We start from the raw sequence: 26,421 nt of genomic DNA, 5'->3' as shown, positions 1-26,421 counted from the left end.
TGAAAATCGAGTTTAGCTGTAAGGATTGCTGCATGATATTTCCAGTTGGGGACAATTTTAACTCTGAAAACACCAAGAATCTCGCACAATGCGACAATCCCAATCCCAGAATTGCCAAAGTGCGACTTTTACAAACAGCTTTGGTACTGCTTAGTAGCTTTTTTGTCGCAGAGTTAATCGCTGCGACGAGCTCTCACAGTTTATCCCTATTGGCAGATGCTGGTCATGTTTTGTCTGATGTAGCAGCTTTAGCGATCACTTTAACAGCTACTTGGTACTCGTCAGTAAAAAGAAGTAAATCGGTGGATTGCGCGATCGAATTGACTGCGGACACTATTGTTAAGAACAGGCAAGATGCCTGTTCCACAAAGAGTGAGTTTTCTGGTGGGGTGGGCATCCTGCCTGCTCGTGGAGAAATCATAGCAGCCTTAGTTAATAGTATCAGTTTAGTAGCGATCGCGCTTTGGATTGCAGCAGAGTCGATCGCCCGTTTGCAGTCCCCAACCCCCGAAGTAGAAGGACTCCCGATGTTAATTACCGCAATAGTCGGTTTAAGCATCAACTCAATCAATGCTTGCTGCTTGCACTCCTGCTGTCACGGCGACTTGAACCTCAAAAGCGCCTTTCTGCACGCAGTCGCCGACATATTTTCGTCGGTTGGAGTAATTTTAGCTGCGATCGCCGTAGCGTGGCTGCATTGGAATTGGGCTGACGGCTTAATTAGCTTGCTGGTATCGGCATCAATCATTTTATTAACTCTACCATTGCTAATTGAAAGCATCCAGTTGCTGCTAGGAAATGTATCAGCAATATCCGCAATTCAAGAACCTTGCGATTGCGAAAAAGTGAGCGCCGAAAAATTGCTGTTTCCATCTCTCGAAGAACTAATTAAATGATGTCTCCTCATCTGCGTTCATCAGCGTACATCCGCCACCATCTGCGGTTAATATCCAAAGTATAAAAGATAGGTATATAATGAAAATAGAACAGAGCAAAATCAAAGTTATGTCAACTACACCAAAAACAGAGGAAAAAAGACAATGGATTTAGAGCAAGCAGTTTTAGATAAATTGCGGGAATTACCCCCGAATCACCAGCAAGAAGTTTTAGACTTTGCTGAATTTCTTCATCAAAAAAACATTCTCAAGCGACCTCTGAAAAGCGTCAAAGGAATGTGGGCTCATTTAGATATGGATATCACCGAAGAAGATATTGCCCAAGCTAGAAAAGAAATGTGGGGAAATTTTCCGAGAGGCGATATTTAATGACAGCCGTTGTCGCCGACACTCATACAATTATCTGGTATTTGCGGGAGAATGCTCGATTATCGCAAGCAGCAATGACTGCTTTGGATACAGCATTAGCAGGAGGGAATTCGATTTATGTGTCCGCAATTTCTGTGGTAGAATTAGGTTATTTAGTGGAAAGGTATCGATTGCCCGAAGAGGCATTTGAGCAGTTAATCAATGCCTTATTCGATCGGGGGACTGGGTTAGCCATCGCCCCTTTGGATTTAATCACAGCACAAACTCTGCGTCAGATTCCCCGCGATGTGGTACCAGATATGCCAGACAGGATTATTGCCGCCACTGCTTTATCTTTAAGTCTTCCGTTAGTCACCCGCGACGCAAAAATTCAAGCGTTAACCACTATTCAGACAATTTGGTGAGTATGGGTGGAATTGACAGTGCAATCTAAGAAACCGGGTTTTTTCCGAAATCTTTCATACATCCTGTAGGGGCGGGTTCGCCAACCATAATCGCCTGAAACAAACAATTTCAAAAACCCGCCCCCACCCAACCAACAATCATCATGTACATTTTTGCGATGCGATGCAAATTTCAGGTTGATGTGGGTTATCGGTGGTGTGGGGGCGGGTTTATATAGATGGTTGGTAATTGTTATGTATTGTTGGTGAACCCGCCCTACAAAATATCGTAAAATCATGATAAAATAAACATCGGTGTTATTGACAACTCCCCACAATGGACGAAACCCGCGCCCAAGCCTATCTGCAACTAATTCAAACACTCCTGACTTGCCCCAACGGTGAGAAACAGCAAATTTTACAGGCTAACTTAGAATTGGTAGATTCGGGGTTTCTGCAATTTTGCGAGGTAGTAGCAGAAAACTGGGCAGAGGAAGGACAGGAAAATCAGGCTAATTATTTACGAAATCTTGCCAGTCAGCTAGGGGAATTATTGGGATGAATGATGAGGGAGATAGCGATAACTCTGAAGGTGAAAATTCACCAGAGTATGCAAACTTTATCCTAGACTTATTGCAAGCAGAAGAAGAGAGCAACAGCGATATTAAAGTAATTTACCCCATGCTGGCCGGGCGGCAACATCTCCTCAATGACCGTTTTGCCGAGATTTTACAGCAAGTGGCCCGGAATTTAATTGCCGAACATCCCGAAGCAATTGAATCTATTCTCGGCCTCATTGGAAACTTGAGTAATCATATTAGTAACTTTGCGCTGGGAAAAAGAGCGAATAATCTTGAAATTGCCATTACTGGTTATCAAATACTTTTAAATAATTGGGAACCGGGAAGCGAAAATTGGGCAACGACGCAAAATAATCTGGCACTTGCCTACACTTACAGAATCAGGGGAGAGAAATCAGAGAATATCGAAAGTGCGATCGCATATTTCACTGCTGCATTAACTATCCGCACCCCCGATGCCTTTCCCGAAGATTGGGCGGCGACGCAAAATAATCTGGCAATTGCCTACAGTGACAGAATCAGGGGAGAGAAAGCAGAGAATATCGAACTGGCGATCGCATCTTTCACTGCTGCATTATCCGTCTACACCCGCGATGCCTTTCCCGAAGATTGGGCAAGGACGCAAAATAATCTGGCAATTGCCTACAGTAACAGAATCAGGGGAGAGAAAGCAGAGAATATCGAACTGGCGATCGCATCTTTCACTGCTGCATTAACCGTCTACACCCGCGATGCCTTTCCCGAAAAATGGGCTATGACGCAAAATAATCTGGCAGTAGCCTACACTTACAGAATCAGGGGAGAGAAAGCTCAGAATATCGAACTGGCGATCACATCTTACAACAAGGCATTAGAAGTACGCACCCGCGATGCCTTTCCCCAAAATTGGGCAACGACGCAAAATAATCTGGCGGCTGCCTACTGTAACAGAATCAGGGGAGAGAAAGCAGAGAATATCGAACTGGCGATCGCACTTTATCACAAGGCTTTAACTATTAGCACTCGCGAGGCTTTCCCACAAGAACATACAGAGACTTTATCTAATTTAGGTAATTTTTACCGAAGTAACCAGCAATGGCAACTCGCTTATGATACCTATGCCGCAGCGATTGAAACAGTAGAATTTTTACGGGGCGAGATTCAATCTGGCGATGAAAGCAAACAGAAATTAGCCGAAGAATGGAATCAACTTTATCTGGGCATGGTGGAAGTTTGCATAGAACTCGAACACTACACCGAAGCGATCGAATACGTCGAACGCAGCAAAGCCCGCAACCTTGTAGAACTCTTTGCCAACCGTGACATCAAACCTAAAGGCAATATCCCAGAAACTGTTCTAAACGAATTGTCGCGCCTCAGTCGAGAAATTGAGGCCCAAAAGCGCCGACTGGAAATCGAACAAATAAACCGTAACAGCAAAGGTGGCATGATATCAGAAACCCGGCTTCTTGAAGAAACCCAGTTTCTGGGCAAGCGCACTCATATCAATCAATTACAGCAACAACTCGATGAATTGATTACCCACGATATCAAACCCATCGATCCTAACTTCAGCCTCACCCAAAAAGTTGAACCGATTCCCTACAGCGATATTCAAGCCCTCACAGCAGAAAATACTGCTATCCTTCAGTGGTACATCCTGGGCGACAAATTCCTCACATTCATCATCACCTCTCAATCACCAACTCCTATAGTCTGGCAATCTTCAACAGAAGACTTTGAAGCCTTAATAAATTGGGATAACGAGTATCGGAAAGACTACAAAGAGATAAAACCCCAATGGAAGCAAAAACTAGCCTCCCGCCTCCAAAACCTAGCTGAGATTTTGCATCTTGATCAGATTTTAAAGAGTATTCCGAAACCGTGCGATCGACTGATTTTAATTCCCCATCGCTTCCTGCATCTTTTCCCCCTTCATGCGTTGCCAATCTCCCACGAAAGGGATTTTGAAAGCGGATACACCGATGAAATCGATTCTTCTATCACTGTATCCCTATCTAAATCAGAATCGTGCCTTCTCGACTTATTCCCTGGTGGAGTCAGCTATGCCCCCAGTTGCCAACTACTGCAACAGGCGAAACAGCGACAACGCCCTAATTTCTCTCACCTATTTGCTATTGCCAATCCTACCAAAGACCGCTACTTACTTGAACTGCAAGCCGCTAACATCCGTCACAAATTCAAATCTAATGATTTCTTGGCAAAAGATGATGCTAATAAGAACGCAATTATAAACGCGAAACTCAGCTTTGCCAACTGCGCCCATTTCGGTTGTCACGGCGAATTTGAGCCTGACTCGCCTTTGGAATCATCCCTGGTATTCGCAAATAAAGAACGTTTGACACTCTTGGAAATCTTGAATCTTGACCTAAATCAATGTCGTCTTGTCACTCTCTCCGCCTGCGAAACTGGATTGACAGAATCCAAAACCAGCGATGAATATATCGGCTTACCTTTCGGATTTCTCTTAGCAGGTAGCCCTAGTATGGTCAGTACCCTTTGGAAAGTGGATGAACTCGCCAGCACTTTGTTACTGATTCGGTTCTATGAAAACCTAGAAACTCTATCAACGGTTACTGCTCTCAATGAGGCGCAGCAATGGCTGCGTAATTTGACCTCAGAAGGGCTAGAAGTCTTATTAGAAGACCTCAAACCCCAAATCGACCAAATATTTGAACAACTGCCTCTAAAGGAACGCACACGCTATGTTAATGCACCTCTGAAGGCTGCAAGTAACCGCAAGCCGTTTCCTTTTGTTGAACCTCATTACTGGGCTGGCTTCGCTGCGATCGGCGTTTAGCAATCCTGACAAAACTTGTCCAAATTTTTCGTGCTTATGTAAATAAGTACCAGTATTAATGGTACTCCTGCGTAAACGCCAGCAGTTATTAGCGAACCCAATACAACAGCAAAACCTTGACTCAATACGTCTTTAAAGGCTTGCGTACAAATATGAGGACGCAATTTATCTGCTGATTTTTCTAACCTGCTAGGTTCATTCGGGTCTTTTGCACCTAGATCGTTGTCTAATTCTCCTGACTCAATTGCTAAGGTTTCGGCTGCATATTCTAAATCGCCTTCACACTCTTGAAGTACATCAAGGGCTTTTAGAGCATCGGGATATTCTTGTAATTGGGAGCGATACTGTTCAATTTCTGATTGGGTAATGGTAGTCATTGGGATAATGGCGATCGATTAAATGAATAATTCTTATTTTGCCATAATTATCATACTTATTTTGTGCAGAAACCCGGCGGTTGAAATAGCATTGATACAAATGAAGAAATCCGGCGGTTAGAAACCGCGTCTACACAAACAATGTCCGCCTCCGCGGACTAATACAAAATTCGGCTGAAATATCCTGTTTATTTCTTAGTTTCAACCGCCGAATCACTAACTACCGGCGGCGACAAAGTAGGCTCAGATTCTGCCACATTCAACTGGCCGCCGCAAGAGCGCAACTCGTAAAGTTTTGCATTAATTTGATACTCATACTGACTCAATAACCTTGCATAAATATAGCCAGCTTTTCCATCCAAAAAGCCGAGCTGAATAAAGTAAAATAAAATAAATCTGAGGAGTGGTTTCAAAGGCAGCCGCACCCAAACTTTTTTGAGAAATCGCTTCCGCTGCACTGCATCTCCAAATAAGTGAGCGCCAATAGTGCCGCTGTCATCGCGCCCTTCAATAATATTGTAATAAACGCGGGCTTCCCAATTTGAATATCTGTTGTGCCGTTCTATCCAATGAAATAAATCGCGATAATCCTCGTGGATCATATCATGTTTTAAGTAGCCGACTTGACCTGCTAAAATGACGTGTTCGTGAACTTCGTTGTCACCTGTGTTGGGGACGGATTCAGTGCCGAGATTTTCGTAACGGCCTTTTTGATGCTTGAACAAACGCAAATTCCAGTCGGGATATCGGCCGCCGTAACGCAGCCATTGACCTAAAAAGAAGACTTTGCGGTTGAGGTAGTAGCCGTCAAAATTCGGATCGGCGATCGCCCGCGCGATTTCGTCCCAAAGTTCCGGGGGGATGCGCTCGTCGCAATCGACAATTAATACCCATTCGTTGCGAAAGGGCAGGTTGTCCAAAGACCAATTTTTCTTTTTCGGCCAGCGGTTGTCGAAGTAGAATTGTACTACTTTGGCACCGCTACTGATGGCAATTTCTACCGTGCGATCGCTGCTTTGGGAATCAACCATGAAAACTTCATCTGCCCTGGCAATGCTGGCCAGACACGCAGGTAGATTAAGTTCTTCGTCTTTTGCCGGAATGAGAACTGAAACCGGAATCTTTGATGAACTAGATGTCATAATCGAGTGCTTGAACCTGAATGCGGTCGAGTTATTGTGAATGAAGTGCGATCGGCATGGTAGCGCCGACGACTTTAACAGCGAGGGATATTGCCTATAGCCTAATGCCTGCTGGTCGATTTCGGTGGAAAGATCAGGCCCTGAAGGGCTGCACTTAAATAACCGATTTGACCCCAAGCAAAAACGAAATTTTCAAAGCGCAGCCCTGGATCTCTAATGTATTTAAAAGACTTGTATACACCCCTCAGTATTCTTTCACCGCCCCGTCCAAGCTGAGCAATACCTGCTCGATCGGACAATTGTTCCCGATAACACTCGCTGATGCCTTGCCACCAACCGCGATCGAGAAACCAAGCTTGCTTGAGCCTTTCTACAGCCACATTGTGCAGAACCAGGGCCTCGGGCAGATAAACCACTTGCCAGCCTAACTCTAATGCTAATTCTGTCGCGCGCAATTCTTCATTTGACAGCAACTTTGTGCCGACTCTACCGAGTTTGACATCGAAGCCACCAATTTGTTCGAGAAAAGCACGCCGGATCGAGTAGTTTACACCCCTGGGAGTCAAACCGGCAGCAGTTACGTACTGGCAAGTATCCCCTAAATCGTAAACTCCCAAGTTTTGGGCCAATCCGGGCGATAGCCATTTGGGTGCACAGACTCCACAAGGCCACAGCAAGTTAACTTTGCCGCCGGCTACGGCTAGTTTTTGATTGCTTTGATAGGCGGCGTGCAGCACCCTGAGCCAATTCGGCTCAGCAATAGCGTCGTCGTCGAGATAAGCTAATATTTCGCTGCGAGCTTCCTTGGCGCCGGTGTTCCGCGCTACTGACAGACCGATTTTGGGTTCCCAGACATACTTGAGGCGGCAGTCGGAGAGTCTTGCTTCTACCACCTCGCGAGTGCTTGTCGTGGTACTTTTGGGGCTGGCATAATCGTTAGAACCGTTATCCACTACTACTACTTCAAAGTTATCGGGAAAATCTTGTACCAGCAAGCTGTCGATCGCCCCAGCTAAATAGCTGGCGCGATTGTGAGTGCAAATTATGGCTGATATCTGAGGTTTGGGCATGGGGCATGGGGCATTGGGCATTGGGAAGAAGGCCCGCGCAGGGCATTGGGCATTGGGGATAGTCTCTATTTTTTGCTTCTTTTCTTCTCTCTGCAAATTGGTAAGGGCGTAACTCACTTGCTGGAAAACGGCTATGTTGGGAAATTTGATGTAGTTATTCTGATATTGTCCTATCAATGCTATTATCGCCTAAAAATCATTGGTAATCAAACAAATAACTAATAACCAGCAACCAATAACCAGCAACCAATAACCAGTAACCAGTAACCAATAACCAATAACCAGTAACCAGTAACCAATAACCAGTAACCAATAACCCTTCGACCCTTCGACTACGCTCAGGGAACCGCAAATAACCAATAACCCTTCGACCCTTCGACTACGCTCAGGGAACCGCAAATAACCAATAACCAATAACAAATAACCAATAACCAATGACTAAAATAATCTTAGTAACTGGGCCGGCTCGAAGTGGTAAAAGTGAATGGGCCGAAACTCTGGCTGCTGCTTCGGGAAAACAAGTAATCTATGTGGCTACTGGCATGGTTGATGAAACAGATTTGGAGTGGCTGCGCCGCCTCGAACAACACCGAAATCGCCGCCCGGTTCATTGGAAAACTCTAGAAGTGCCGATCGACTTACCGACATTTGTCCGCACTGGTAAACCATCGGATTGCTTGTTAATTGATTCCCTCGGAACTTGGACGGCGAATCTTTTAGAACAAGAAGCCACACTGTGGACTGCTGCACAGCAAGATTTGCTAGCGAGTTTGAAGTCAACTGCGGCCGATGCAATTTTTGTAGGAGAGGAAACAGGATGGGGTGTTGTGCCTGCTTATCCGGCGGGGCGGCTGTTTCGCGATCGCCTCGGCACACTCGTCCGTCAAATCGGGGCGATCGCCGATACTGTTTATCTCGCCACCGGAGGTTACGCCTTGAACCTGTCCGCTTTGGGTACGCCACTACCGCCCGCCAAGAATTAACAGACGGAAGCGCGATCGACTTTTAGAGCAAAAAGCTCGGTTTGCCCGCAGACAATTTTAACTAAAAATCAGCTATAATTATAATTAAGCTCGAAAACTCAAAAATCACATCAATCACTCCAAAAAAATACTCCATCGGGCAACCAGCACAACAATTTGACACCTAAAATAGTCGGCTTTTGAAAGAATGTCAAATATCAAATGTCTCTTGAGATAGAGATCAAATTTAAAGTTTAAAGTCTAAAATTACCAATGAATTGCAGGATTGAGTAAAAGCTATGGCATCAGAAAGTGAAGTCAGAAAATATATTGCTTACTGGTTTCAGTTAGGCAAAAAAGTATTTATTCGCAACGGTTCCGAAGCGCTGCTACCAAAATCGGTAATTGCGGGCGATCGCTACAGCAGGGAATTTGAAGAATGCTGGCAAAAAATCATCTCCTCCGACAGCGGAGACTCCTACCTGCAAGGCACCAACGAAACAATCGCCGAACTGCTGACACCAGCATGGGAAATCAGTCCCTGTGCGCGCTGCGCCATGCCCGTACCGTTGCGCGATGCTGGAATGCCGCCGGAGTTGTGTCCCTGTAACGACTTAGCCAACTGGCCCGATACCGAAATGCCCCGACCCCGATCGCCCGTCAGCACCAAATCGCAACTTTCAAGCATTCGCGATCGACTTCTCAGAACCGGCAGGGAGTGAAAATCGCGATAGGAGGGGAATCGGAGAGGGGGTGGCCAGAAATGGGGTTTTTCGCCAAAACAAGCGTTACAACCTTGGATACTCCACTAAAAAACCCGGTTTCTTTAGTCCTTTGCCAACTGACAACTGTCAACTGCCAACTGTCAACTGTCAACTGTCAACTGTCAACTGACTAACCAATTCGGTTTTCTCTATCTCACAATAGTGGCGAGAAGGCCACAAATTGTTACAATGTCTTTACAATGCTTCACACTAGGTCTGAGTTTATGGATGTCAAGACGGTATCGCCAGCCTCCCCGCCAACTTACTCAAATTCAGGGACTCACACTGCAATCGGCAATCTCAAAGAGGTAGAAACAGTTCCCCTGCAAGCAGTACAAGTAGAAATAGAAAGTCCCGCAGCGACTCCCGAACCGCTCAAATCAGCCAAAGATATCGCCTATGAGTTGGCAGGAGAAGCTGTGCGCTACGATCCAGTTGCGATCGCAGCCCAATACAAAAATCGCCCCCTGCAAGTCTGGAAAAGGCTGTTGAGCGTTGTTTGGACATTTTTTAGCTTCGCCTTCAGTTTGTGGTTTGACGGCAAAACAGGCCGCGTCGCCAAGAACCAAAAACGTCGCGCCGCCCGACTCAGAGACATTCTCGCCCAACTCGGCCCAGCTTTCATCAAAATCGGACAAGCACTTTCAACTCGCCCCGACTTAGTACCGCCGGTATATTTAGAAGAACTAACCACGCTGCAAGACCAATTACCAGCGTTTCCCAACGAAGTAGCATATCAATTTATACAAGAAGAATTGGGCGCACACCCCAAGGATATTTACGCCGAAATCACCGCAGATCCGATCGCAGCAGCATCCCTCGGACAAGTCTACAAAGGCAAACTCAAAACCGGCGAAACCGTCGCCATCAAAGTGCAACGACCCGGTTTAGCCGAAAACATCGGCTTAGATATTTACATCCTGCGGCGCGTCGCAGTTTGGGCGCAAAACAACTTCAAAATCATTCGCAGCGACCTCGCCGGAATTATGGACGAGTTGGGCGAGCGCATTTACGAAGAAATGGACTACACCCACGAAGGACACAATGCCGAACGCTTCGCCGAACTCTACGGGAATCTGAAGGATATTTACGTTCCCAAAATCTACTGGGAATATACCCGCCGCCGCGTCTTGACCATGGAGTGGATCACCGGCATCAAACTCACTAATTTAGAAGCCGTCAAGGCTCAAGGAATTGACGCTCCTTACTTAATTGAAGTGGGGGTGCAGTGTTCTCTCAGACAGCTTCTAGAACACGGTTTCTTTCACGCTGACCCGCATCCCGGCAATCTTTTGGCAACTCCTGACGGTCAGTTGGCTTATCTCGATTTCGGGATGATGAGCGAAGTCAAACCTTATCAGCGGTACGGCTTGTTGGAAGCTGTGGTGCATTTGGTAAACCGCGACTTTGAAGGTTTGGCCAGAGATTACGTGAAGTTGGAGTTTTTAACGCCAGACACGGATTTGACGCCAATTATTCCGGCTTTGGCTGGGGTGTTTAACAATGCTTTGGGTGCTAGCGTTGCCGAACTCAATTTCAAAAGCATTACTGACGAACTTTCGGCGGTGATGTACGAGTATCCTTTCCGAGTTCCCGCTTACTATGCTTTGATTATTCGATCGCTCGTTACGCTAGAAGGGATTGCCATTAATGTCGATCCAGAATTCAAAGTGCTGAGTAAAGCTTATCCTTACGTAGCAAAACGGCTGTTGAGCGACCCTGCACCGGAATTGAGAGCATCCCTGCAAGATTTATTGTTCAAACAAGGCGAATTCCGCTGGAATCGCTTAGAAAACTTGCTGAACAATGCCCGCGAAAGCGACGATTACGATGTGAGCAAAATCCTCAACCAAGCGTTAGAGTATTTATTTTCTCAAAGAGGAGATTATATTCGCGATCGGATTGTTGCTGAATTGGTGAAAAGTCTCGACACACTTTCGAGCAATGCTGTTGCTAACGCCAAAGCAGTCGTCGGCGAATGGTTTGGAGTCAAAGCAAATCAACCTGTAGTTTCACAAACCGAACAAAAAAACCTCGAACACATCAAGCGGATTTGGGATATTTTGCAATCAACTCCGGGTTTTGACGGCATGAAAGTATTGCAACTACTGCCGCAATTATTAGTGAAACCAGAAGTGCAGAATATGGGCCAGCAAGTCGTCGGCGGTTTAGCTCAAAGAGCAGTTGCTAGATTAATTCGCGAGTTTTTACTTTCCGAGAAACCGGCAGCTATTCCTGAAAATGGCAGCTATCCTCATACTTCGCCTCAATTGTCTTTGCCGGCGGCGAAGTAGTTAGATCGGGAGTTGGGAACCGCAGATGTTAGCGGATGAATACGGATGAACGCAGATGAAATGATATCAATTCCGGCTGCACCGTCAGGTGATGTTGACTGTAGATTGTAGACTGTTAACTGTTGACGGTTTAAACAATACCGATGCAACCGGAAACGATATCAGCTCATAGTGCGATCGTAAAAAAAAGAAAGTCCAGGCGCAACAATCAGATAAAAAAAGGTACGTAGTTGCGCTTAAGCGCTGTTCTATCTATGAAAGTCCAGGCGCAACAATCAGATAAAAAAGGTACGTAGTTGCGCTTAAGATCTGTTCTATCTATGAAAGTCCAGGCGCAACAATCAGATAAAAAAGGTACGTAGTTGCGCTTAAGCGCTCTTATCTTATATACAATAGTTCGGACAGTTTTAGCTTTGATATAGTGTCCGAAACCATTACTGGCTATGTAGTGGACTATTTTTTTAAGGTTTAAGTCGATCGCACTCGTTGCTTAAAATGCGTTAAAAATGGCAGGGCTTCCTCGCCATCGGCTTACAGGGCCGTTAAAAAACTGTCCGAACTATTTTTTTCAGAAAATAAACAAATTTATTGAATTAACCGCGCAACAATCGCCCTGCTTGTGCGTGCGCTATCATGGAAGGATTCACAGAAAATCCTCGATGGGGAGTCAACCTATGCAAGCAATCCTTTTAAGCCGTGAAGAAGTTGCGAAACGTGCCAAGCAATTGTATGAAAGCACCATCCGCGAAAAGGTAGAAGTGGAAAAGAACATCGGCAAGATGGTAATCATCGACATTGAGACAGGTGATTATGAAGTCGATAAAACTGGATTGCAAGCCTCCCGTAACCTTAGCAAGAAGCACCCAAACGCTAGACTATTTGGTATTCGTATTGGATATAACGTTGCTGTCTCATTTGGTGGTGTCATGGAGCGTGTATACAAGTGATTTCAGGGATTGTGACAAATAGACACGCAACAGTAACGCTGACTTTCTTGCTATCGAATGGCTCAAGCATCCCTATTGAGTTTGTGATAGATACAGGCTTCACTGGGGAATTATGTCTTCCTCTAGAGGCTGTTTTATTGATGGGCTTGACCTTTAGACACGACATTCCCGCAAATTTGGCAGATAATAGTGAAGTCTTGCTACCAATTCACGAAGCGATCGTCCTTTGGGATGGTGAAGAGCGAGAAGTCCTTGTCATTGCCACAGGAAGGCGACCTTTACTTGGAACTGCCTTGCTGGATGAGCAAGAACTTGTTATTCAGTTTACAGAAGGTGGGTTGGTGACGATCGATGAATTGTAGTTGTTCTCAAGGTTGCAAGTACGCGCGATCGAAGCTATTAAAATTGCGTAAGTTTACAAGATCGTGTCACTTTTTTTTGCCGACAGGGCGATCGGGGTGGTTGATTCTTGGAGTTAAAATCAAAGCAGACAACAAGCTGTTGAGAATGTTCGGAGTTTAAACCGCAGATGTGCGGTATAATCCAACTAGGAATAGTATTGTACCGCATCTGCGACACAATTCTAAGTTAGCTGCTGTTGGTCTAATCTATAAAATCCTGACAGACAGTCCCATATGACAGACATAACTGACAAAAAACGAAACTTGTGAAACAAAATTTAGTTAACTTAGTGAACAGTATTGATTTTTCAAGTCTAAAGCAATGGCTCACGAATTTACCTTTGATTTCAAAAGTTGTTGATGTAATTGGGCCAGTGGCAGCCGTTGTCGGTTTGATAGTAAATCTTCCAAAAGCTTACTCTCGATTAAGAGGGATAATTGTTAAACTTGAGGTCAGGAAATTTACTCTAGTTGAGAGAGTTCCAGGCTTGGTTGATTTTCAACTTGACTTATGCATATATGCTTTTAACGGGAATGCTGTAATTCGAGAAATTTATTTAGTAAATAAGCATGAATTTTATTTGCAATACAATGAGCCTATTTGTTTGCATAATGATCCAGATAATAATAAGCCAAGTAACAAAGCAAAGGTAACGCTTGCTATTCCTAGAACTGAATTTGAATTTACTCAATTTGTTGAGAATAGATTTCAGGATCTTCTTTTAATGAGATTAAGAGATGCACAAATAGATATTCTTGAAGTTCAGGTATCTGAAAATTCACTTACGTGTTTAACAATGGCTGGCAGATTAAAAGGAAAAATTACTGATGGAGGAAATTTTTCAAGTATCCCATTGGAAAATTGGCGTGTATTAGTAAAATATGATCAGCGCGAAGCCGAAACAGAGCTTAATGCAACAATTATAGATAACAATCAAACAATAATTGACTGTTAGTTTATTATGGTTTGCATGGCTAGAGCTAACAAGCAATTGCAACGGAACGGAGCATTACGCCTTCTGGTATGATGCTAGTATTATTGCCGTCCGCTGAATTGCAGGCCGTTATACTGCAAAAACTGCAAAAAACCCGGTTGATTCAATAAACCGGGTTTTTATCTATTCGATCGCCCTCAACCAAACTTACAATTACAATCGATCGAGGTAATTTACGTAAGTTTACAAGATCCTGTCACTTTTTCTCACTGGGAGGGCGATCGGGGTGGTTTATTTTTTATTTTGTGAGTTAAAATGAAAGCAGACAACAAGCTGTTGAGAATGTTCGGAGTTTAAACCGCAGATGTGCGGGATAAGCCAACTAAAAATGTAATTGTACCGCATCTGCGACACAATTATAAGTTATGATTCTGAATTATTAAGTATTGGAAAGCCGATGGGAAGAAACATAGATGATATAGACCAAGAGATTGAGCATCTCATGTCATTAACAGAAAACGGCGGTGGTTTTGGCGACCCGGACGTAAAAGAAGCATACGATAGGAAAATCCAGGTTTTGTTGAGTCTTCGGCAGCAAGAGATCATAAAAAACAAGTCTGAATCTGGGCAAGAAAGTCAATTATCTAAACTTGGAGTGTTAGAGGAACGTATTACTGCTCTAGCCTTCTTTGAAGGTAATATTTCAGAGTGGATATCCGATACTTGTCACTTATTAACAAGTATTTTTGGAGAGTCACATCACAGTATCAAAGATATATCTCTAATCTTGAAATCGATAGAATACGATCCTCCGGGTGAACTAGCATCGGATTTATATCCCCAGGATGAGTGGGTGAAAGTCAAAGAGCGTATCGTGGAAATTCTTCAAATTTGCCGACGAGAATTAGAGATTATGTCTGCTCAATTTTCTCAAAGTCCGATGGCTAGTTCGACTAAGAGTTTTGGATATGTAAGCGCAACACGGATTCAGGAGCTAAAGTCAATAAAATCGAAGCGAGTTGATTTGACAAAATTAATAAGACTGTGCGAGGAACTTAATATTGCTCATGCTAATGAACTTAACCTGGCTACAGCAATGCTTCTAAGGGCAATATTAGATCATGTTCCTCCAATTTTTTCTAAGGCTTCATTTAAAGAAGTAGCTTCGGGGTATGGTGGAAAAAGTTTTAAGGATACAATGCAACACCTTGAAAATGGAGCCAGAAAAATAGCAGATTCTCATCTTCATGTTCAAGTTCGGAAAAAAGAAGTCCTTCCTACTTCTTTACAAGTTAACTTCTCTCAGTATCTAGATGTTTTGCTTGCAGAAGTGATTGCTATTCTGCAACCTGAAGAAGCATAACAATCCGCACCCTCGAGCGCACCAATAGCTAACCCGGACATGATATTACACGCAAAAAACTGCAAAAAACCCGGCTTCTTCAAGAAACCGGGTTTTTATCTATTCGATCGCACTCAAGCGACTCTACAATTACTTCACGCTAGAAATGCCAGTCAAATCGCTACTTGTTAGCGGGTTAATTGGACTTGCAGCCGGAGTAATTAAGAGGCTGTTGTCCTTAGCAGCATTCGCAGTTGGAATAATCGCACTATTAACACTCGCCGCTTTCAAAGGAATGATTGGCTGAGTTTGAGCGCTGGTGAGAGAAGTCAACAAGCTCTTTGTGTCGTAGATGAGGATGTCATCGTCGGTTTCGCTAAAGGTCTTCATGGTTGGAATTGAACCACCATTTAGCAAGATGTCATTGGTGGTAGTTTTCGCAGAAGTTGCTATTGCAGTAACTGGATTAGTAACTGTTGTCAATGGTTGCAGAATCAGACTTGCTGCTGCGGTAGTCGTGCTGCTTGACAGACTAATTGGTGCAGTTGCTATTGCGGGATTAGTACCTGTTGTCAATGGTTGCAGGCTGAGACTTGCTGGTGCAGTAGTTGTGCTGGTTGATAGACTAATCGGTGCAGTCGTCGTGCTGGTTGGCAGACTAATTGATGGAGGAGTAATGCTGGATAAGCTAGTGCTAGAACCGCTACTAACCAATTCTAAAATATCATCGCTATCAACAGGTTGACCAGTCAAAATATCGATACTCAACGGTGTGTTGAAAGCGACCGGAAGCGCACCTCCGGGAGTGATGGAGACAAAGCGAGAACTGTCAACTGTTTTGGCTTGAGTATCTTTCAACCAAGCTAAATGTTCACCGGTGCCTGCGATGCTGATCAAGGCATCGTTAGTGTAATTCTCGCCGCCTTGAACGATTTGCAATTGCTCAAAGGTGAGGTCTTGGGTGAGTCCGAGGTAATCGCGATCGCCCTGGAAGTAGAATATATGATCTAGTCCCGAACTTGGTGCTAGTACAAATATGTCGGAACTACTGCCTCCAATCAAGGTATCTTGACCATTTCCGCCCTTGAGCACGTTGTTGCCTTCGCCGCCGTAGAGACTGTCATCGCCATCGTTACCATTGAGGCTGTCGTTACCGCTGTTGCCGTTTAAGAAGTCGTTGCCATTACCGCCATCGAGGGTGTCATTGCTGCTGCCGCCATCGAGACTGTCATCGCCTTCGTTACCCAAGAGGTTGTCGCTGCCAGCTTCCCCGGTTAGCAAGTCGTTGCCGCAACCGCCGTCGAGGGTGTCTTTACCGGCACCTCCCAGCATCGTGTCGTCGTCGCATTCGCCGAACATCAAGTCGTCGCCGTTGCCTCCGCCCATGAAGTCGTTGCCACCACCACCTGTGAGGGTGTCGTCGCCGGAATCGCCGGTGAGGGTGTCGTCGCCGGAGTCGCCGAAAACCATGTCGTTACTGGCGCCGCCGTCCATCATGTCGGTTTCGTCGCCGCCGTAGAGGGTGTCTTCTCCGACTTCGCCCAAAATCGTGTCTTGCCCTTGACTGCCAAATATCAAGTCGTTGCCGGCACCTCCGAACAGTTTGTCGTCATCGATGCCACCGTCAATTTTGTCGTTGCCGGCACCTCCAATTAATTGGTCGTTTCCGGTACCGCCGAAGAGTTCATCGTTGCCAGCGCCGCCGTCGATGGTGTCGTAGCCGGAACCGCCGTCGATTTTGTCTTCGCCTGCTTCTCCAAAAATCAGGTCATCGTCTTCGTTGCCCCAAATGTTGTCGTTGCCAGCGCCACCGTAAATTGAGTCGTTGCCTGCTTGAGCCCAAATGTTGTCGTTGCCGTCACCGCCGAGAATTGAGTCTGCGCCAGAACCGCCATCGATGTTGTCGTCTCCGACTTGTCCGAGGAGGGTGTCGGCTGCATCTCCGCCGTAGATTTGGTCGTTGCCACGGCCGCCGTCGATGAAATCTCGGTCTTCGCGGCCGTAGAGTTCGTCGTCGCCGTCGTTGCCCCACAGGGTGTCATTGCCGGTACCTGCATCGAGGAAGTCGTTGTCGTCGTTACCTTCGATGCTGTCGTTGCCGGATTGACCGAAAATGCGATCGCTCCCTTCTCCGCCTGCTAAAGTATCGTTGTTAGCGCCGCCGTCGATGTAGTCGTCGCCGCTGTTGCCGTCAGCGAAGTCGTTGCCGTCATTTCCGTAAATTCGATCGCGCCCTTGGCCTCCAGTCATGCTATCGTCGTCTGCACCACCTTCTAAGTAGTCGTCGCCATTGTTACCGGAGAGGGTATCTTTGCCGATTTGACCGAAAAGTCGATCGGACCCATCGCCACCATCGAGGCTGTCATTGCCCGATTCACCCCACAGTTGGTCATCTCCGGTTTGTCCTAGCAGCGTATCGTCGTTATCGCCACCCCACAGTTGGTCATTATCGGCATTGCCTTCTAACAAATCATTGCCTTGGCGGCCGTATAATTTGTCACGGCCGTCGTTGCCGGAGAGAGTATCGTTTTCAGTACCGCCGTCAACGAAATCGTCGCCGCTGTTGCCAGCTAGAATATCGCGGCCGGCTTCTCCTAACAGGCTGTCGTTATCTTCGCCGCCGTCCAGGGTGTCGTCGCCGTTACCGCCGAACAGGGTATCAGTGCCCGATTCTCCCTGCAAGATGTCAGCGTCATCGCCTCCCCACAAGGTGTCGCTATCATCGCCGCCGAACAGGGTGTCGAGGCCGGATTGACCGTAAATGCGATCGCGCCCTTCGTTCCCCTGAAGCAAATCGTTGCCCAAACCGCCGTCAACTATGTCATCGCCGCGATTGCCGATAACCGTATCATTACCGACTTGTCCGAACAGACTGTCATTATTATCACCACCATCCAGAATGTCGTTACCGTCGCCACCTTCGAGGGTGTCATTTTCAGTACCGCCATTCAGAGTATCGTTGCCGAGTTCGCCAAAAAGTCGGTCTGTTCCTGAGTTGCCTTCGAGGATGTCATCGCCACCGAAGCCGTAGAGAGTATCGTTTTCGCCTTCGCCGTAGATGATATGTTTGTCTGCGCCACCGTAGATAAAATCATCGCCAGCGCCACCGTAGAGTAAGTCTTTTCCTGTTTCGCCGCGAATTCCGCTGGAACCGTTTAGAAAACTTGCTCAGCAATGCTCGCGATAGCGAAGACTACGATGTCAGCAAAATCCTGAACCAAGCATTGGAATATTTATTTTATGAAAGAGGAGATTTTATTCGCGATCGTAAGATTTTTCACTCTTGTAAGGACACAGCACTGCTCATTGGTGTCAACTTAAGAAATTGGTGGCGCGATCGCTCTCAATCAATTTTGGGTGTCAACTGATTAAGTTGACACCAATGGGCTCTTGGAGTGTCCCTAGGATTGAGGGATTACGAATTAATTTTAAATAAAGGGCGATCGCACTTTTTTCCCAATAAACTATGGTCTGGTTAAACCACGTTTAAAATAATCGTTACCACCAGGAAGATTAGGTAAATCTCCTACCCCTCGTAATTGGAATCCATATTGAGAAGTTAAAGGAACTGATGTTCCAACCCGGCATCCAGCAGTGTTTCTAGCCTCTAAATGAATATGCGAAAAACCACCATTATTAGAATTAGCAATGGAAGTTTTTCCTAAAACTTGACCTGCATTTACTCTTTGACCATTAGCAACTGTGCGATTGAAATGACCAATTAAGAGACTATGACTATTGTCAATTGAAAGACAAACTAAATCACTATTTACATAAGAAATAGTGCCAGATGCTGGAGCAAGAACATCATAGTTAGCCGATTTACTGAAACTTCTTCCATCACTAGGGTAGCAAGCTGTAGCACCAAAATCTTGATTGCTGACTGTTAAATCTAACGCATAGGAATTGGTGTGTGTAGGATTACCTTGATACCCTTGACAAACATACCAACTTTGACCTCGACCAAAAGGTAAATCAATGTTACCACTTACACTACTACCACTACTTTTCCAGCGCTGGTTCGCATTATTAGAATCGCACGTAATTAGATGAACCCTGCCAGTATTAGTACGAGTTGGAGAGTCAACACATAGATTAGTTCCATTGCGGCGGATTAAAAACTCTCCACTAGGAATATTCACTAAATTCCAGTTTTGATCGGGGTCGGAAGCGTTGCAATTCCACACATTAATTTCCGCATTATTGGAAAGATAATGAGCATTTAAGCACTTGCCTGTTGAACCGTGACGCAACAGTATACTATTGCTACTGCTACCCGACAAACGATCAAATTGTTGGTCAGGGTCGTTGATGTTATGTTGATAAAGAGACATCCGAGGATTACCGTCAATCAAGCGAAAAGACTTATTTGTATTCAGTGCATATCCGCCATTTACCTGAAAAGTTTCCGCTGCTTGAGCTGCTTGTGCCGTAAAAGCTATAGAAACACTAGCAATGGCGATCGCAGTAATTTTTTGAACTTTTTGGAAATTCATGATCTGACTCCTTTAATGATGAGTGATTTAATCAATTGCGGGCGGGAATATTCCAGCCCATTTTTCTAGCAGTATCAGAGCTAAAACAGGCAAGATCGCCACTTTTTTCCCGACAAACTTGGGTATTCAACCAATAAGGCTGACTCCATTTATCCCATTTAATGTTGGCAGTAGCATTGATTGTTTTTGGTCTAGTCTCTGAGTCTAAATCAACTGGATCTCCACCTCCAGCTTGTGCTTGCTCACCTAAAAACAAAATAGCTAATTGCAGAGTCATTAGAATAGTCACTCGCCATAAAATATTTACTGGCGTTGACATTTTGTTCGAGGAATTGAATTTTCGCTTTATTAGGAATATAGGATCTAATTCAATGTGAGAAATAGCCATGATTGTTGTCTTCTAATAGATCCAAAGTGTGCTAAAAATTGACAAATAAACTCCGCCGACACGCCGTACATACGTATCACAATAAATGCAAACGTGGAAATAGACTAAGCCAACATTGGATGAACCCATTTCCCATATCGCTTGGGAATTTGGTTCGGATTGCGATCGGGAAGTTACGGGCGATCGCACTTTTGAATAAATCTCAACAAGTGCGATGGCTACGCCCCGGCTTACGCCTACGCAGTTCGTAATTTCCCTTCTGTTTATTTATCAGGGTGAACTCAGTGGTTTTATGCAAAACTCTCAAGTTTTTTTTGAAAGTTTTGCGAAAACTGGGTGAAAGTACGGAACAACGGGTGTTTTGGGGGTTTGAGGTTTGACCTCGTTGCCTTTTTGTTGTTCCTGTTTACTTATCAGGGTGAGCTCGGTGGTTTTATGCAAAAATCTCAAGTTTTTTTTGTAAACTTTGGCAAACACTGGGTAAAAGTACGGAATGATGGGTGTTTGCGGGGTTTTAGGGGCGATCGATTGAGGACTCACGCATGGGCCCAGAAACCGGGTTTTTTTGCGGAAACTTCGCCGTAGTCGAAAAATTTGGTAAAAACCCGGTTTCTTTGGTTAAAGTGCGTAAATCCTCTCGCGCCCAGGCCCAGAAACCGGGTTTCTCTGATATTTTTCGCCTCCCCACCGGATTTTACGCAGAAACCCGGTTTCTCAATTCTGACGCGCTAACCCCAAAAACCGGGTTTCCTTGGTGAGAGTGCATAAGTCTTCACAAAAATTCACATTTAATTTTGCCGCCACATCCACCGCACCGCAAGACTTTCAACCATCCGCCCCAAAAAACTTTCACAATTTCGCATAAAACGATCGAACTCACCCTGATAAGTAAATGTAGGAACAAAGTTGCGGCCGCACTTCACTATGAACGATCAATCCCACCCCTCCGAGGGGGAAGACCACTCATCCGACGACTCCGATCCTGTTGGGGACTCAGGAAAATCTCGAAATTGCGATCGCAAACTTCTCTATCAAGAGTTAGACAGCCTTGTCACTCTAATTAGGGAGGAAGCCTCGAATTCTTGGAAGCTAAAACGTTTGTTGAATCAGCTTGTGACTAAAATGAAAAACTCGGGGCTGATCTGGAAAGACAAGGTACCTTACTATGAAGATGCTGTCCAAGAACAGTGGGAGTTTTTCTATAGCAATTTGTGCGAATCCCGCACCGGCACTCAGTACGATCGCGATCGGGGTAATGTCATAACTTGGTTCAATTATTATTTGAAGCGACGGCTGCAAAATTGGGCGGTGAGGGTAGATCGAGAAAATAGCAGGAGAGACGATCGACAACTTGTTTTAGAAGACGGAACTGCGATCGATCGAATAGAGAGTTTACCTGCTGAGGATGACAGTCATACAGTCGAATGTATTCAAGTATTTGAACACGTCAAAAACTGGATTGAAACTAATCCTGATGGGATATTAAACGAGTACATTCGAGGGCGGAAAGATCTGACTTGTCAAGTTATATTGAGAAGCAGAGCATCTGGTAAAGATTTTACCACAATAGCAATGGAGTTTGGCTGTGCTTATCCTACAATATATAGCTTTTACCGAAAGAAATGTCGGCTTCATTTGCAACAATTTCGAGAAGACAGTGGCTATTAATCATACAAGGAGTTAAAATCGGGAAATGAAGAACAATACTACTACAACCCAATCATTGCCAATGCCAATTACCCAAAAGGCAATTCATCTAGCATGGCAATTTGCTTGCGAACACCAACACCCGCAAAAAGTTGAACAGATTTATCTCAACACTTTGGCTGTGTTGGTAGTTGCCGATTATTTAAAAATATTAGATATTGAAACTGATTTAACTCAATGCGATAGCTGGAATCCAGTAATTCGCCTGTTTGAAAATGTGGCAGATTTATATGTTAAAGGCTTGGGCAAAATTGAGTGTCGTCCAATTAGGGCTGAACACAAACAAGGAGAAAATGGCAATCAAAATTCCGCTATAAATTTACCTGAAATCTGCCGCTTTCCTACCGAAGCTAGGGAGGAACGTATTGGTTATATTGTAGTAGAAATTGATGAGGATGACAAGGAAGCAAGATTGCTGGGATTTGCTCCGACGGCGGATTCAGGTGAATTAGTATTGAGAGATTTACATCCTCTGGATGACTTCTTGCTTCACCTTGAAAGAATCTATGAATCTAAAGTCGATCTGCGTCAGTGGTTGGAGAATATATTTACATCGGATTGGGAGTCTGTTGAATCGATATTCGATCCGCAGCCCGAGACTGAACCGACTGAGATTGAAAATCCGGTCAAATCTAATTTACGCAATTGGTTAAAGAATGTTGCAGAAACCAACTGGCAGAAATTTGAGGAAGGCAAACAAAATTTAGAAGAGCTCATTTTTCCTGATGAAAACCCAGCTTTTGTATTCCGAGGTGGTGGAAATTCCAGATCGCAAGATACTTCACGCGGACATCAAAGCAGTATCGATATGTTTCCCGAAGCTGATATCGTGCGGGCAAAGTTGATTGATTTGGGAATGCGTTTGGGTAGGACAACTGTTGCGTTGTTGGTGGGGATTGCCGAAGATAGCGATCGCGCTGTCAGAGTTCACGTTCAGTTGCATCCGGCGATCGGCGATCGTTACTTGCCAACCAATATTAAATTGTCCTTAATCTCTGATGTAGGAGAAAATTTACATGAAGTAGAATCAACTGTTCAGAATAAGTGCATTTTGCTCAAGGATTTTTACGTAGACCCAGAAGAAAGCTTTACTATTCGAGTAGCTTTAGATGATTATACCATAACAGAAAATTTTGTGGTATGATACTTTGATTAACTGCAATGACATCCAATTTATGAGCAGTACAGTTATCTTGGCTTTGGGATCCGGGGATTTTAAACAAGGTTTTTCTTGCGTGACAGCGGAGTTAAAAAAACAAGGAGAAACTGTCGCTCAATATTTAGGAAGCTTGCTGCCAGCACCTGAGGTTGACGAGTTGCACAAAAGGTGGAAAGTTAGTTGTCGCGCCACCCAACATCACAGAAGCAGTTCTCGAATCAAAATCAAGCCTGCGGGCAAAACAAATATCTCTGAAGACAAGCCTAATATTATATATGAAGGTTTGAAAAAAGAGATGAACAAGTGGTTGAGTGCTGATGAGTTTTACAGAAAAATAGAGGTAAAACTCAGAACAGAAATTAGCAACCGAGACGAATTAGTTGAAATATTTTTAGAGTGCAATAACTCTGAGATTTGGCAGTTGCCTTGGGATGTGTGGCAGTTTCGCGAAGACTACAATAACTGTGAAATTATCGGCAGTTCCCCTGAATATAAAAAAACTCCCCAAGAGGCAATGATAGGGGGAATACCTCTAGGTTCGCGAGGCAGAATTTTATGTATTTTAGGTAATAGCCAGGGAATTGATGTCAGCAAAGATGCCAAGGAAATTACAAAATATCTGGGCGATAGCTGTGACTTACAATTTCTTCAAGAACCAAATTCCCAAGAGTTACGCAACCAGTTATTTGATGAAAAAGGCTGGCAAGTTTTATTTTATGCGGGGCACAGCGATAGCGATATCAATGGTGCCAACGGATTGCTATATATAAATCAACAAGTTGCAGACAATACTGTCACCGTACAAGACTTTAAAGAAGGTCTCAAACGAGCTATTGTCAAAGGATTGGAATTACTAATTTTTAATTCTTGTTCGAGCATGGGTATAGCAGCAGATTTAGTCACAGAAGGTATTTCTTTGCCATCAGTGATTGTGATGCGGGCGCCAATCCCGGATTTTATTGCTCAGGAATTTGTGAAGTCTTTGTTTAGATATTTAGCCCTCAAAGAACCTCTATTTTTAGCAGTACGAAAAGCTAAGAATGATTTACTGCGCTATGAAAATCAATTTCCTGGCGCGAGTGGCATACCAATGCTTTGCCAGCATCCAACTTTTGAGGGATTAAAATTATTAGAATTAAAGTGCGATCGCCCTTTCGCTGCACCGACAGATGATGTAGCCCCGGTGAAGCGAAGCTATCCCGTAGGGAATCGCCCAAACCACCCGCAATTTACGATTCCAACTAAATTTATGCAGCGTACCAGCATCAGTTTAGCTGGTTTGGCGATCGGCTATCCACTCATCGGCCCGCATCTGGCATCTGCGATCAACACATTTGGGATAGAAAACCACCGCAACAATCAATTTTTAATCGCGAAAGTTTCATACAATTTAGCTGCATCAATCAATCCTACTAACGGCGAGTCTTCCTATAACTTATCTTTGCTGTGCGATCAATTAAATGAAGACGAGTGTGCGCGAGAAGCAATGAAACAAGCAGTCTGGCGAGGACTTCCAGAAGCTTATGCTCAAATATCTCGATCGCTAATTATCAAAAACAAACCTGAATCCGCTTTAAAAGTAATCGGAATGTGTTTAGAACAAACTCAATTTGATGGAGTAAAATCAGCTTGTTTTAAGAATCGCGGCTGGGTGCGATTGAATCAAAAGCGATACGACGCAGCGGAAACCGACTTAAGAAAAGCAATATCTCTCAGCAATAAGACTCCAGAAGCTCAATGTCTTTTAGCGCAGGTACTGGAAGCTAAAGGGAAACCACAAGAAGCACTCACACATTGGCAAGAAACACTGAAATCTGCCAATCCCAGCATACCAGAACAAGATGAATGTATCCAAATGGCAAAGGAACGTTTACCAATAATAGGAAAAAGTCAATGAAAAAACAGACGACTGTTGTTATGGGTGCAAGCGCGATCGCATTTACGTTGATTGCGATCGATATTTTGCCTCATCTCCACTTCGGTATTGGCGCCAATTTATCCAAAATATCCGCCAACAACCTGATAATTTCCCCAGCAATTGCAGCAACGACAAGAATACCCAACGGACAAATCCTGAATATTAGCGGGGAAGTGCAGCTACAGCGTCAAGATGGCAGAAATGTTCGCCCCAGCGCGGGTACGCCAATTTATCCGGGCGACAAACTGCAAACTGCACAAAACGGACAAATTACGATTCAATGTGCAGATTCAGAAATTAAGTCAATTAAAGCGGGTGAAAATCAATTAAATAGCTGTTTATTGGCTAGCGAAAAGTCGAAGGATGACTGCAATAAAAATTTAATTCATTGTCCCGATCGCGGCGACGATCAAATTGTTTGGAACAAGGCGCCAATTCCTTATATAATTAGTCCGAGGCGGACGAAATTGTTAGGAAACAAGCCAATTTTGCGCTGGAATCCGATTGCGGGTGCGACTAGCTATAAGTTGAGCATCCTCGAAAATAAAGCGAAGTTAAATTGGGAAATGACGGTTAACGGTACTGAGGCGGTGTATCCGGGGGAACCGGCGCTGAAACCGGGTTTTAAGTACAGGTTGATTGTGGAGGCGAATACGGGGGTTTCTTCGGAAAGTCCTCTCGGGGAGAGGGATACAGAGTTTCGATTGTTGGATGAGAAGGAGGTGGAAGGGGTTAAGGAGGCTGTACGGACGATCGAGCAACAAGTACCGAATGCAGCGAGTCAGAAATTGGCGATCGCACAAGTTTATCGTAGCGCGAACTTGATTGCCGAAGCAATAGAAATCCTGGAAAGCTTACCAGCAGCGGGAGTTGAGACACCGCCCATCTACCGGATGTTGGGAGAAATGTATCAAGGGCGATCGCAACTAATGCCGCAGGCTAAATTCTACTATTTAAAGGCGATTAGTAGAGCAAAACCGGACGATATCGAAGAGCTAACTGAGGCGCGTTACGGTTTGGGAGAAGTTTATTCATCTATGAGGGAGAATCTGGAAGCGATGCAGTATTTGAAGTTGGCAAAAGAGGGATATCAAACTTTGGGAGATGTGCAGATGGTAGAAAAAATAGGGAAGCAGTTGCAAGATGTGCAGAGGAGAGAACAAAGGAAATAGTAATGGATTTGGAGATGAATTATCGGTCAATTTGCAATGTCGCAATAACCCAAATTCGTAGGGGCGGGTTCGCCATTAATTCTGTCACCAACAAACAATCTCAAAAACCCGCCCCCACCCAACCAATAACCCCCGAAAACCTCCCTGCCACATGGTTAAATTCAATGTATTCTTAATTTCTGGGTGGGGTGGGGGCGGGTTTTTATAATTGTCGTTGGGTGTCATATATTTCGGTGAACTCGCCCCTACAGGATGATGATAAAATATTCTTTATCGTATTTTATGCCCAAATTCGTAGGGGCGGGTTCGCCATTAATT

23 protein-coding genes and 1 pseudogene are annotated in these 26,421 nt (G+C 44.6%); 17 read left to right on the top strand and 7 right to left on the bottom strand.

Annotation, left to right across the window (positions count from 1 at the left end):
• The first annotated feature begins 32 nt into the window (after nt 1-32).
• From JGK16_RS06500 to JGK16_RS06480, 5 genes are all read left to right on the top strand, one after another.
• The gene (locus JGK16_RS06500) at nt 33-896 is read left to right on the top strand and encodes a cation diffusion facilitator family transporter (RefSeq protein ID WP_293189968.1); all 864 of its coding nucleotides are present in this window, start codon (nt 33-35) and stop codon (nt 894-896) included.
• A gap of 144 nt (nt 897-1,040) precedes the next feature.
• The gene (locus tag JGK16_RS06495; RefSeq protein ID WP_293178750.1) at nt 1,041-1,265 is read left to right on the top strand and encodes a DUF2281 domain-containing protein; all 225 of its coding nucleotides are present in this window, start codon (nt 1,041-1,043) and stop codon (nt 1,263-1,265) included.
• Nucleotides 1,265-1,669, top strand: a complete 405-nt coding sequence (locus tag JGK16_RS06490) for a type II toxin-antitoxin system VapC family toxin (protein WP_293178748.1) — start codon at nt 1,265-1,267, stop codon at nt 1,667-1,669. Before JGK16_RS06495 ends, JGK16_RS06490 begins: the two co-directional genes overlap by 1 nt.
• A 316-nt stretch (nt 1,670-1,985) precedes the next feature.
• A complete protein-coding gene (locus JGK16_RS06485) occupies nt 1,986-2,210 on the top strand; it encodes a hypothetical protein (RefSeq protein WP_293178746.1) in 225 nt (74 codons plus the stop codon).
• A complete protein-coding gene (locus tag JGK16_RS06480) occupies nt 2,207-5,029 on the top strand; it encodes a CHAT domain-containing protein (protein WP_293189970.1) in 2,823 nt (940 codons plus the stop codon). The genes JGK16_RS06485 and JGK16_RS06480 overlap by 4 nt, the downstream gene beginning before the upstream one ends.
• Here the strand turns inward: JGK16_RS06480 and JGK16_RS06475 are convergent.
• The 3 genes from JGK16_RS06475 to JGK16_RS06465 all read right to left on the bottom strand — a co-directional run bounded on the left by JGK16_RS06475 (nt 5,026) and on the right by JGK16_RS06465 (nt 7,618).
• Nucleotides 5,026-5,406, bottom strand: coding sequence for a hypothetical protein (locus JGK16_RS06475; protein ID WP_293178742.1), 381 nt, complete (start codon nt 5,404-5,406; stop codon nt 5,026-5,028). The two genes, JGK16_RS06480 and JGK16_RS06475, sit on opposite strands and share 4 nt — an antisense overlap.
• A gap of 188 nt (nt 5,407-5,594) precedes the next feature.
• Nucleotides 5,595-6,548, bottom strand: coding sequence for a glycosyltransferase family 2 protein (locus JGK16_RS06470; protein ID WP_293189972.1), 954 nt, complete (start codon nt 6,546-6,548; stop codon nt 5,595-5,597).
• A gap of 101 nt (nt 6,549-6,649) precedes the next feature.
• A complete protein-coding gene (locus JGK16_RS06465; protein ID WP_293178833.1) occupies nt 6,650-7,618 on the bottom strand; it encodes a glycosyltransferase family 2 protein in 969 nt (322 codons plus the stop codon).
• Nucleotides 7,619-8,052: 434 nt separating this feature from the next.
• Here JGK16_RS06465 and cobU point away from each other — a divergent pair, with 434 nt between their 5' ends.
• The 7 genes from cobU to JGK16_RS06430 all read left to right on the top strand — a co-directional run bounded on the left by cobU (nt 8,053) and on the right by JGK16_RS06430 (nt 15,284).
• The gene (gene cobU / locus JGK16_RS06460) at nt 8,053-8,601 is read left to right on the top strand and encodes a bifunctional adenosylcobinamide kinase/adenosylcobinamide-phosphate guanylyltransferase (protein WP_293178740.1); all 549 of its coding nucleotides are present in this window, start codon (nt 8,053-8,055) and stop codon (nt 8,599-8,601) included.
• A 278-nt stretch (nt 8,602-8,879) separates the two neighbouring features.
• Entirely contained in the window at nt 8,880-9,302 is a 423-nt protein-coding gene (locus tag JGK16_RS06455; protein ID WP_293178738.1) for a hypothetical protein, read from the top strand.
• A 266-nt stretch (nt 9,303-9,568) separates the two neighbouring features.
• Nucleotides 9,569-11,638 (top strand): AarF/ABC1/UbiB kinase family protein, encoded by a 2,070-nt coding sequence (locus JGK16_RS06450; RefSeq protein WP_293178830.1) that lies wholly within the window; start codon nt 9,569-9,571, stop codon nt 11,636-11,638.
• Nucleotides 11,639-12,312: 674 nt separating this feature from the next.
• Nucleotides 12,313-12,585: a hypothetical protein gene (locus JGK16_RS06445; RefSeq protein WP_293178736.1), complete on the top strand. Its 273-nt coding sequence runs from the start codon at nt 12,313-12,315 to the stop codon at nt 12,583-12,585.
• Nucleotides 12,586-12,596: 11 nt separating this feature from the next.
• Nucleotides 12,597-12,947 (top strand): clan AA aspartic protease, encoded by a 351-nt coding sequence (locus JGK16_RS06440; RefSeq protein ID WP_293189974.1) that lies wholly within the window; start codon nt 12,597-12,599, stop codon nt 12,945-12,947.
• A gap of 305 nt (nt 12,948-13,252) precedes the next feature.
• Entirely contained in the window at nt 13,253-13,942 is a 690-nt protein-coding gene (locus JGK16_RS06435; RefSeq protein WP_293189976.1) for a hypothetical protein, read from the top strand.
• 436 nt (nt 13,943-14,378) lie between these two features.
• Complete coding sequence (locus tag JGK16_RS06430; RefSeq protein ID WP_293189978.1) at nt 14,379-15,284, top strand: hypothetical protein; 906 nt, start codon at nt 14,379-14,381, stop codon at nt 15,282-15,284.
• Nucleotides 15,285-15,413: 129 nt separating this feature from the next.
• Here JGK16_RS06430 and JGK16_RS06425 read toward each other — a convergent pair whose 3' ends face one another.
• The gene (locus JGK16_RS06425) at nt 15,414-18,056 is read right to left on the bottom strand and encodes a hypothetical protein (protein ID WP_293189980.1); all 2,643 of its coding nucleotides are present in this window, start codon (nt 18,054-18,056) and stop codon (nt 15,414-15,416) included.
• Between the two features lie 45 nt (nt 18,057-18,101).
• Nucleotides 18,102-18,404 (bottom strand): annotated as a pseudogene (locus JGK16_RS32700) (calcium-binding protein); the annotation flags it as partial.
• Between the two features lie 23 nt (nt 18,405-18,427).
• Here JGK16_RS32700 and JGK16_RS06415 point away from each other — a divergent pair.
• Nucleotides 18,428-18,631 (top strand): hypothetical protein, encoded by a 204-nt coding sequence (locus tag JGK16_RS06415; RefSeq protein ID WP_293189984.1) that lies wholly within the window; start codon nt 18,428-18,430, stop codon nt 18,629-18,631.
• A 96-nt stretch (nt 18,632-18,727) separates the two neighbouring features.
• On the opposite strand, the gene JGK16_RS06410 is transcribed toward JGK16_RS06415, so the two are convergent.
• Both JGK16_RS06410 and JGK16_RS06405 read right to left on the bottom strand, forming a co-directional pair.
• A complete protein-coding gene (locus tag JGK16_RS06410) occupies nt 18,728-19,759 on the bottom strand; it encodes a ricin-type beta-trefoil lectin domain protein (protein ID WP_293189986.1) in 1,032 nt (343 codons plus the stop codon).
• A gap of 31 nt (nt 19,760-19,790) precedes the next feature.
• A complete protein-coding gene (locus JGK16_RS06405; protein WP_293202886.1) occupies nt 19,791-20,078 on the bottom strand; it encodes a hypothetical protein in 288 nt (95 codons plus the stop codon).
• Nucleotides 20,079-21,071: 993 nt separating this feature from the next.
• Between JGK16_RS06405 and JGK16_RS06400 the strand changes: the two genes are divergently transcribed.
• From JGK16_RS06400 to JGK16_RS06385, 4 genes are all read left to right on the top strand, one after another.
• Complete coding sequence (locus JGK16_RS06400; protein WP_293189990.1) at nt 21,072-21,815, top strand: hypothetical protein; 744 nt, start codon at nt 21,072-21,074, stop codon at nt 21,813-21,815.
• Nucleotides 21,816-21,876: 61 nt separating this feature from the next.
• Entirely contained in the window at nt 21,877-22,998 is a 1,122-nt protein-coding gene (locus tag JGK16_RS06395; protein ID WP_293189992.1) for a DUF1822 family protein, read from the top strand.
• 31 nt (nt 22,999-23,029) lie between these two features.
• A complete protein-coding gene (locus tag JGK16_RS06390) occupies nt 23,030-24,910 on the top strand; it encodes a CHAT domain-containing protein (protein WP_293189994.1) in 1,881 nt (626 codons plus the stop codon).
• The gene (locus JGK16_RS06385) at nt 24,907-26,103 is read left to right on the top strand and encodes a hypothetical protein (protein WP_293189996.1); all 1,197 of its coding nucleotides are present in this window, start codon (nt 24,907-24,909) and stop codon (nt 26,101-26,103) included. The genes JGK16_RS06390 and JGK16_RS06385 overlap by 4 nt, the downstream gene beginning before the upstream one ends.
• The last annotated feature ends 318 nt before the right edge of the window (nt 26,104-26,421 follow it).

This window comes from Microcoleus sp. PH2017_09_SFU_O_A, from assembly GCF_020738625.1.
Lineage (GTDB): Bacteria > Cyanobacteriota > Cyanobacteriia > Cyanobacteriales > Microcoleaceae > Microcoleus.
The sequence above is the reverse complement of the archived record's forward strand: the minus strand, read 5'-3'. Positions and strand labels throughout refer to the sequence as shown.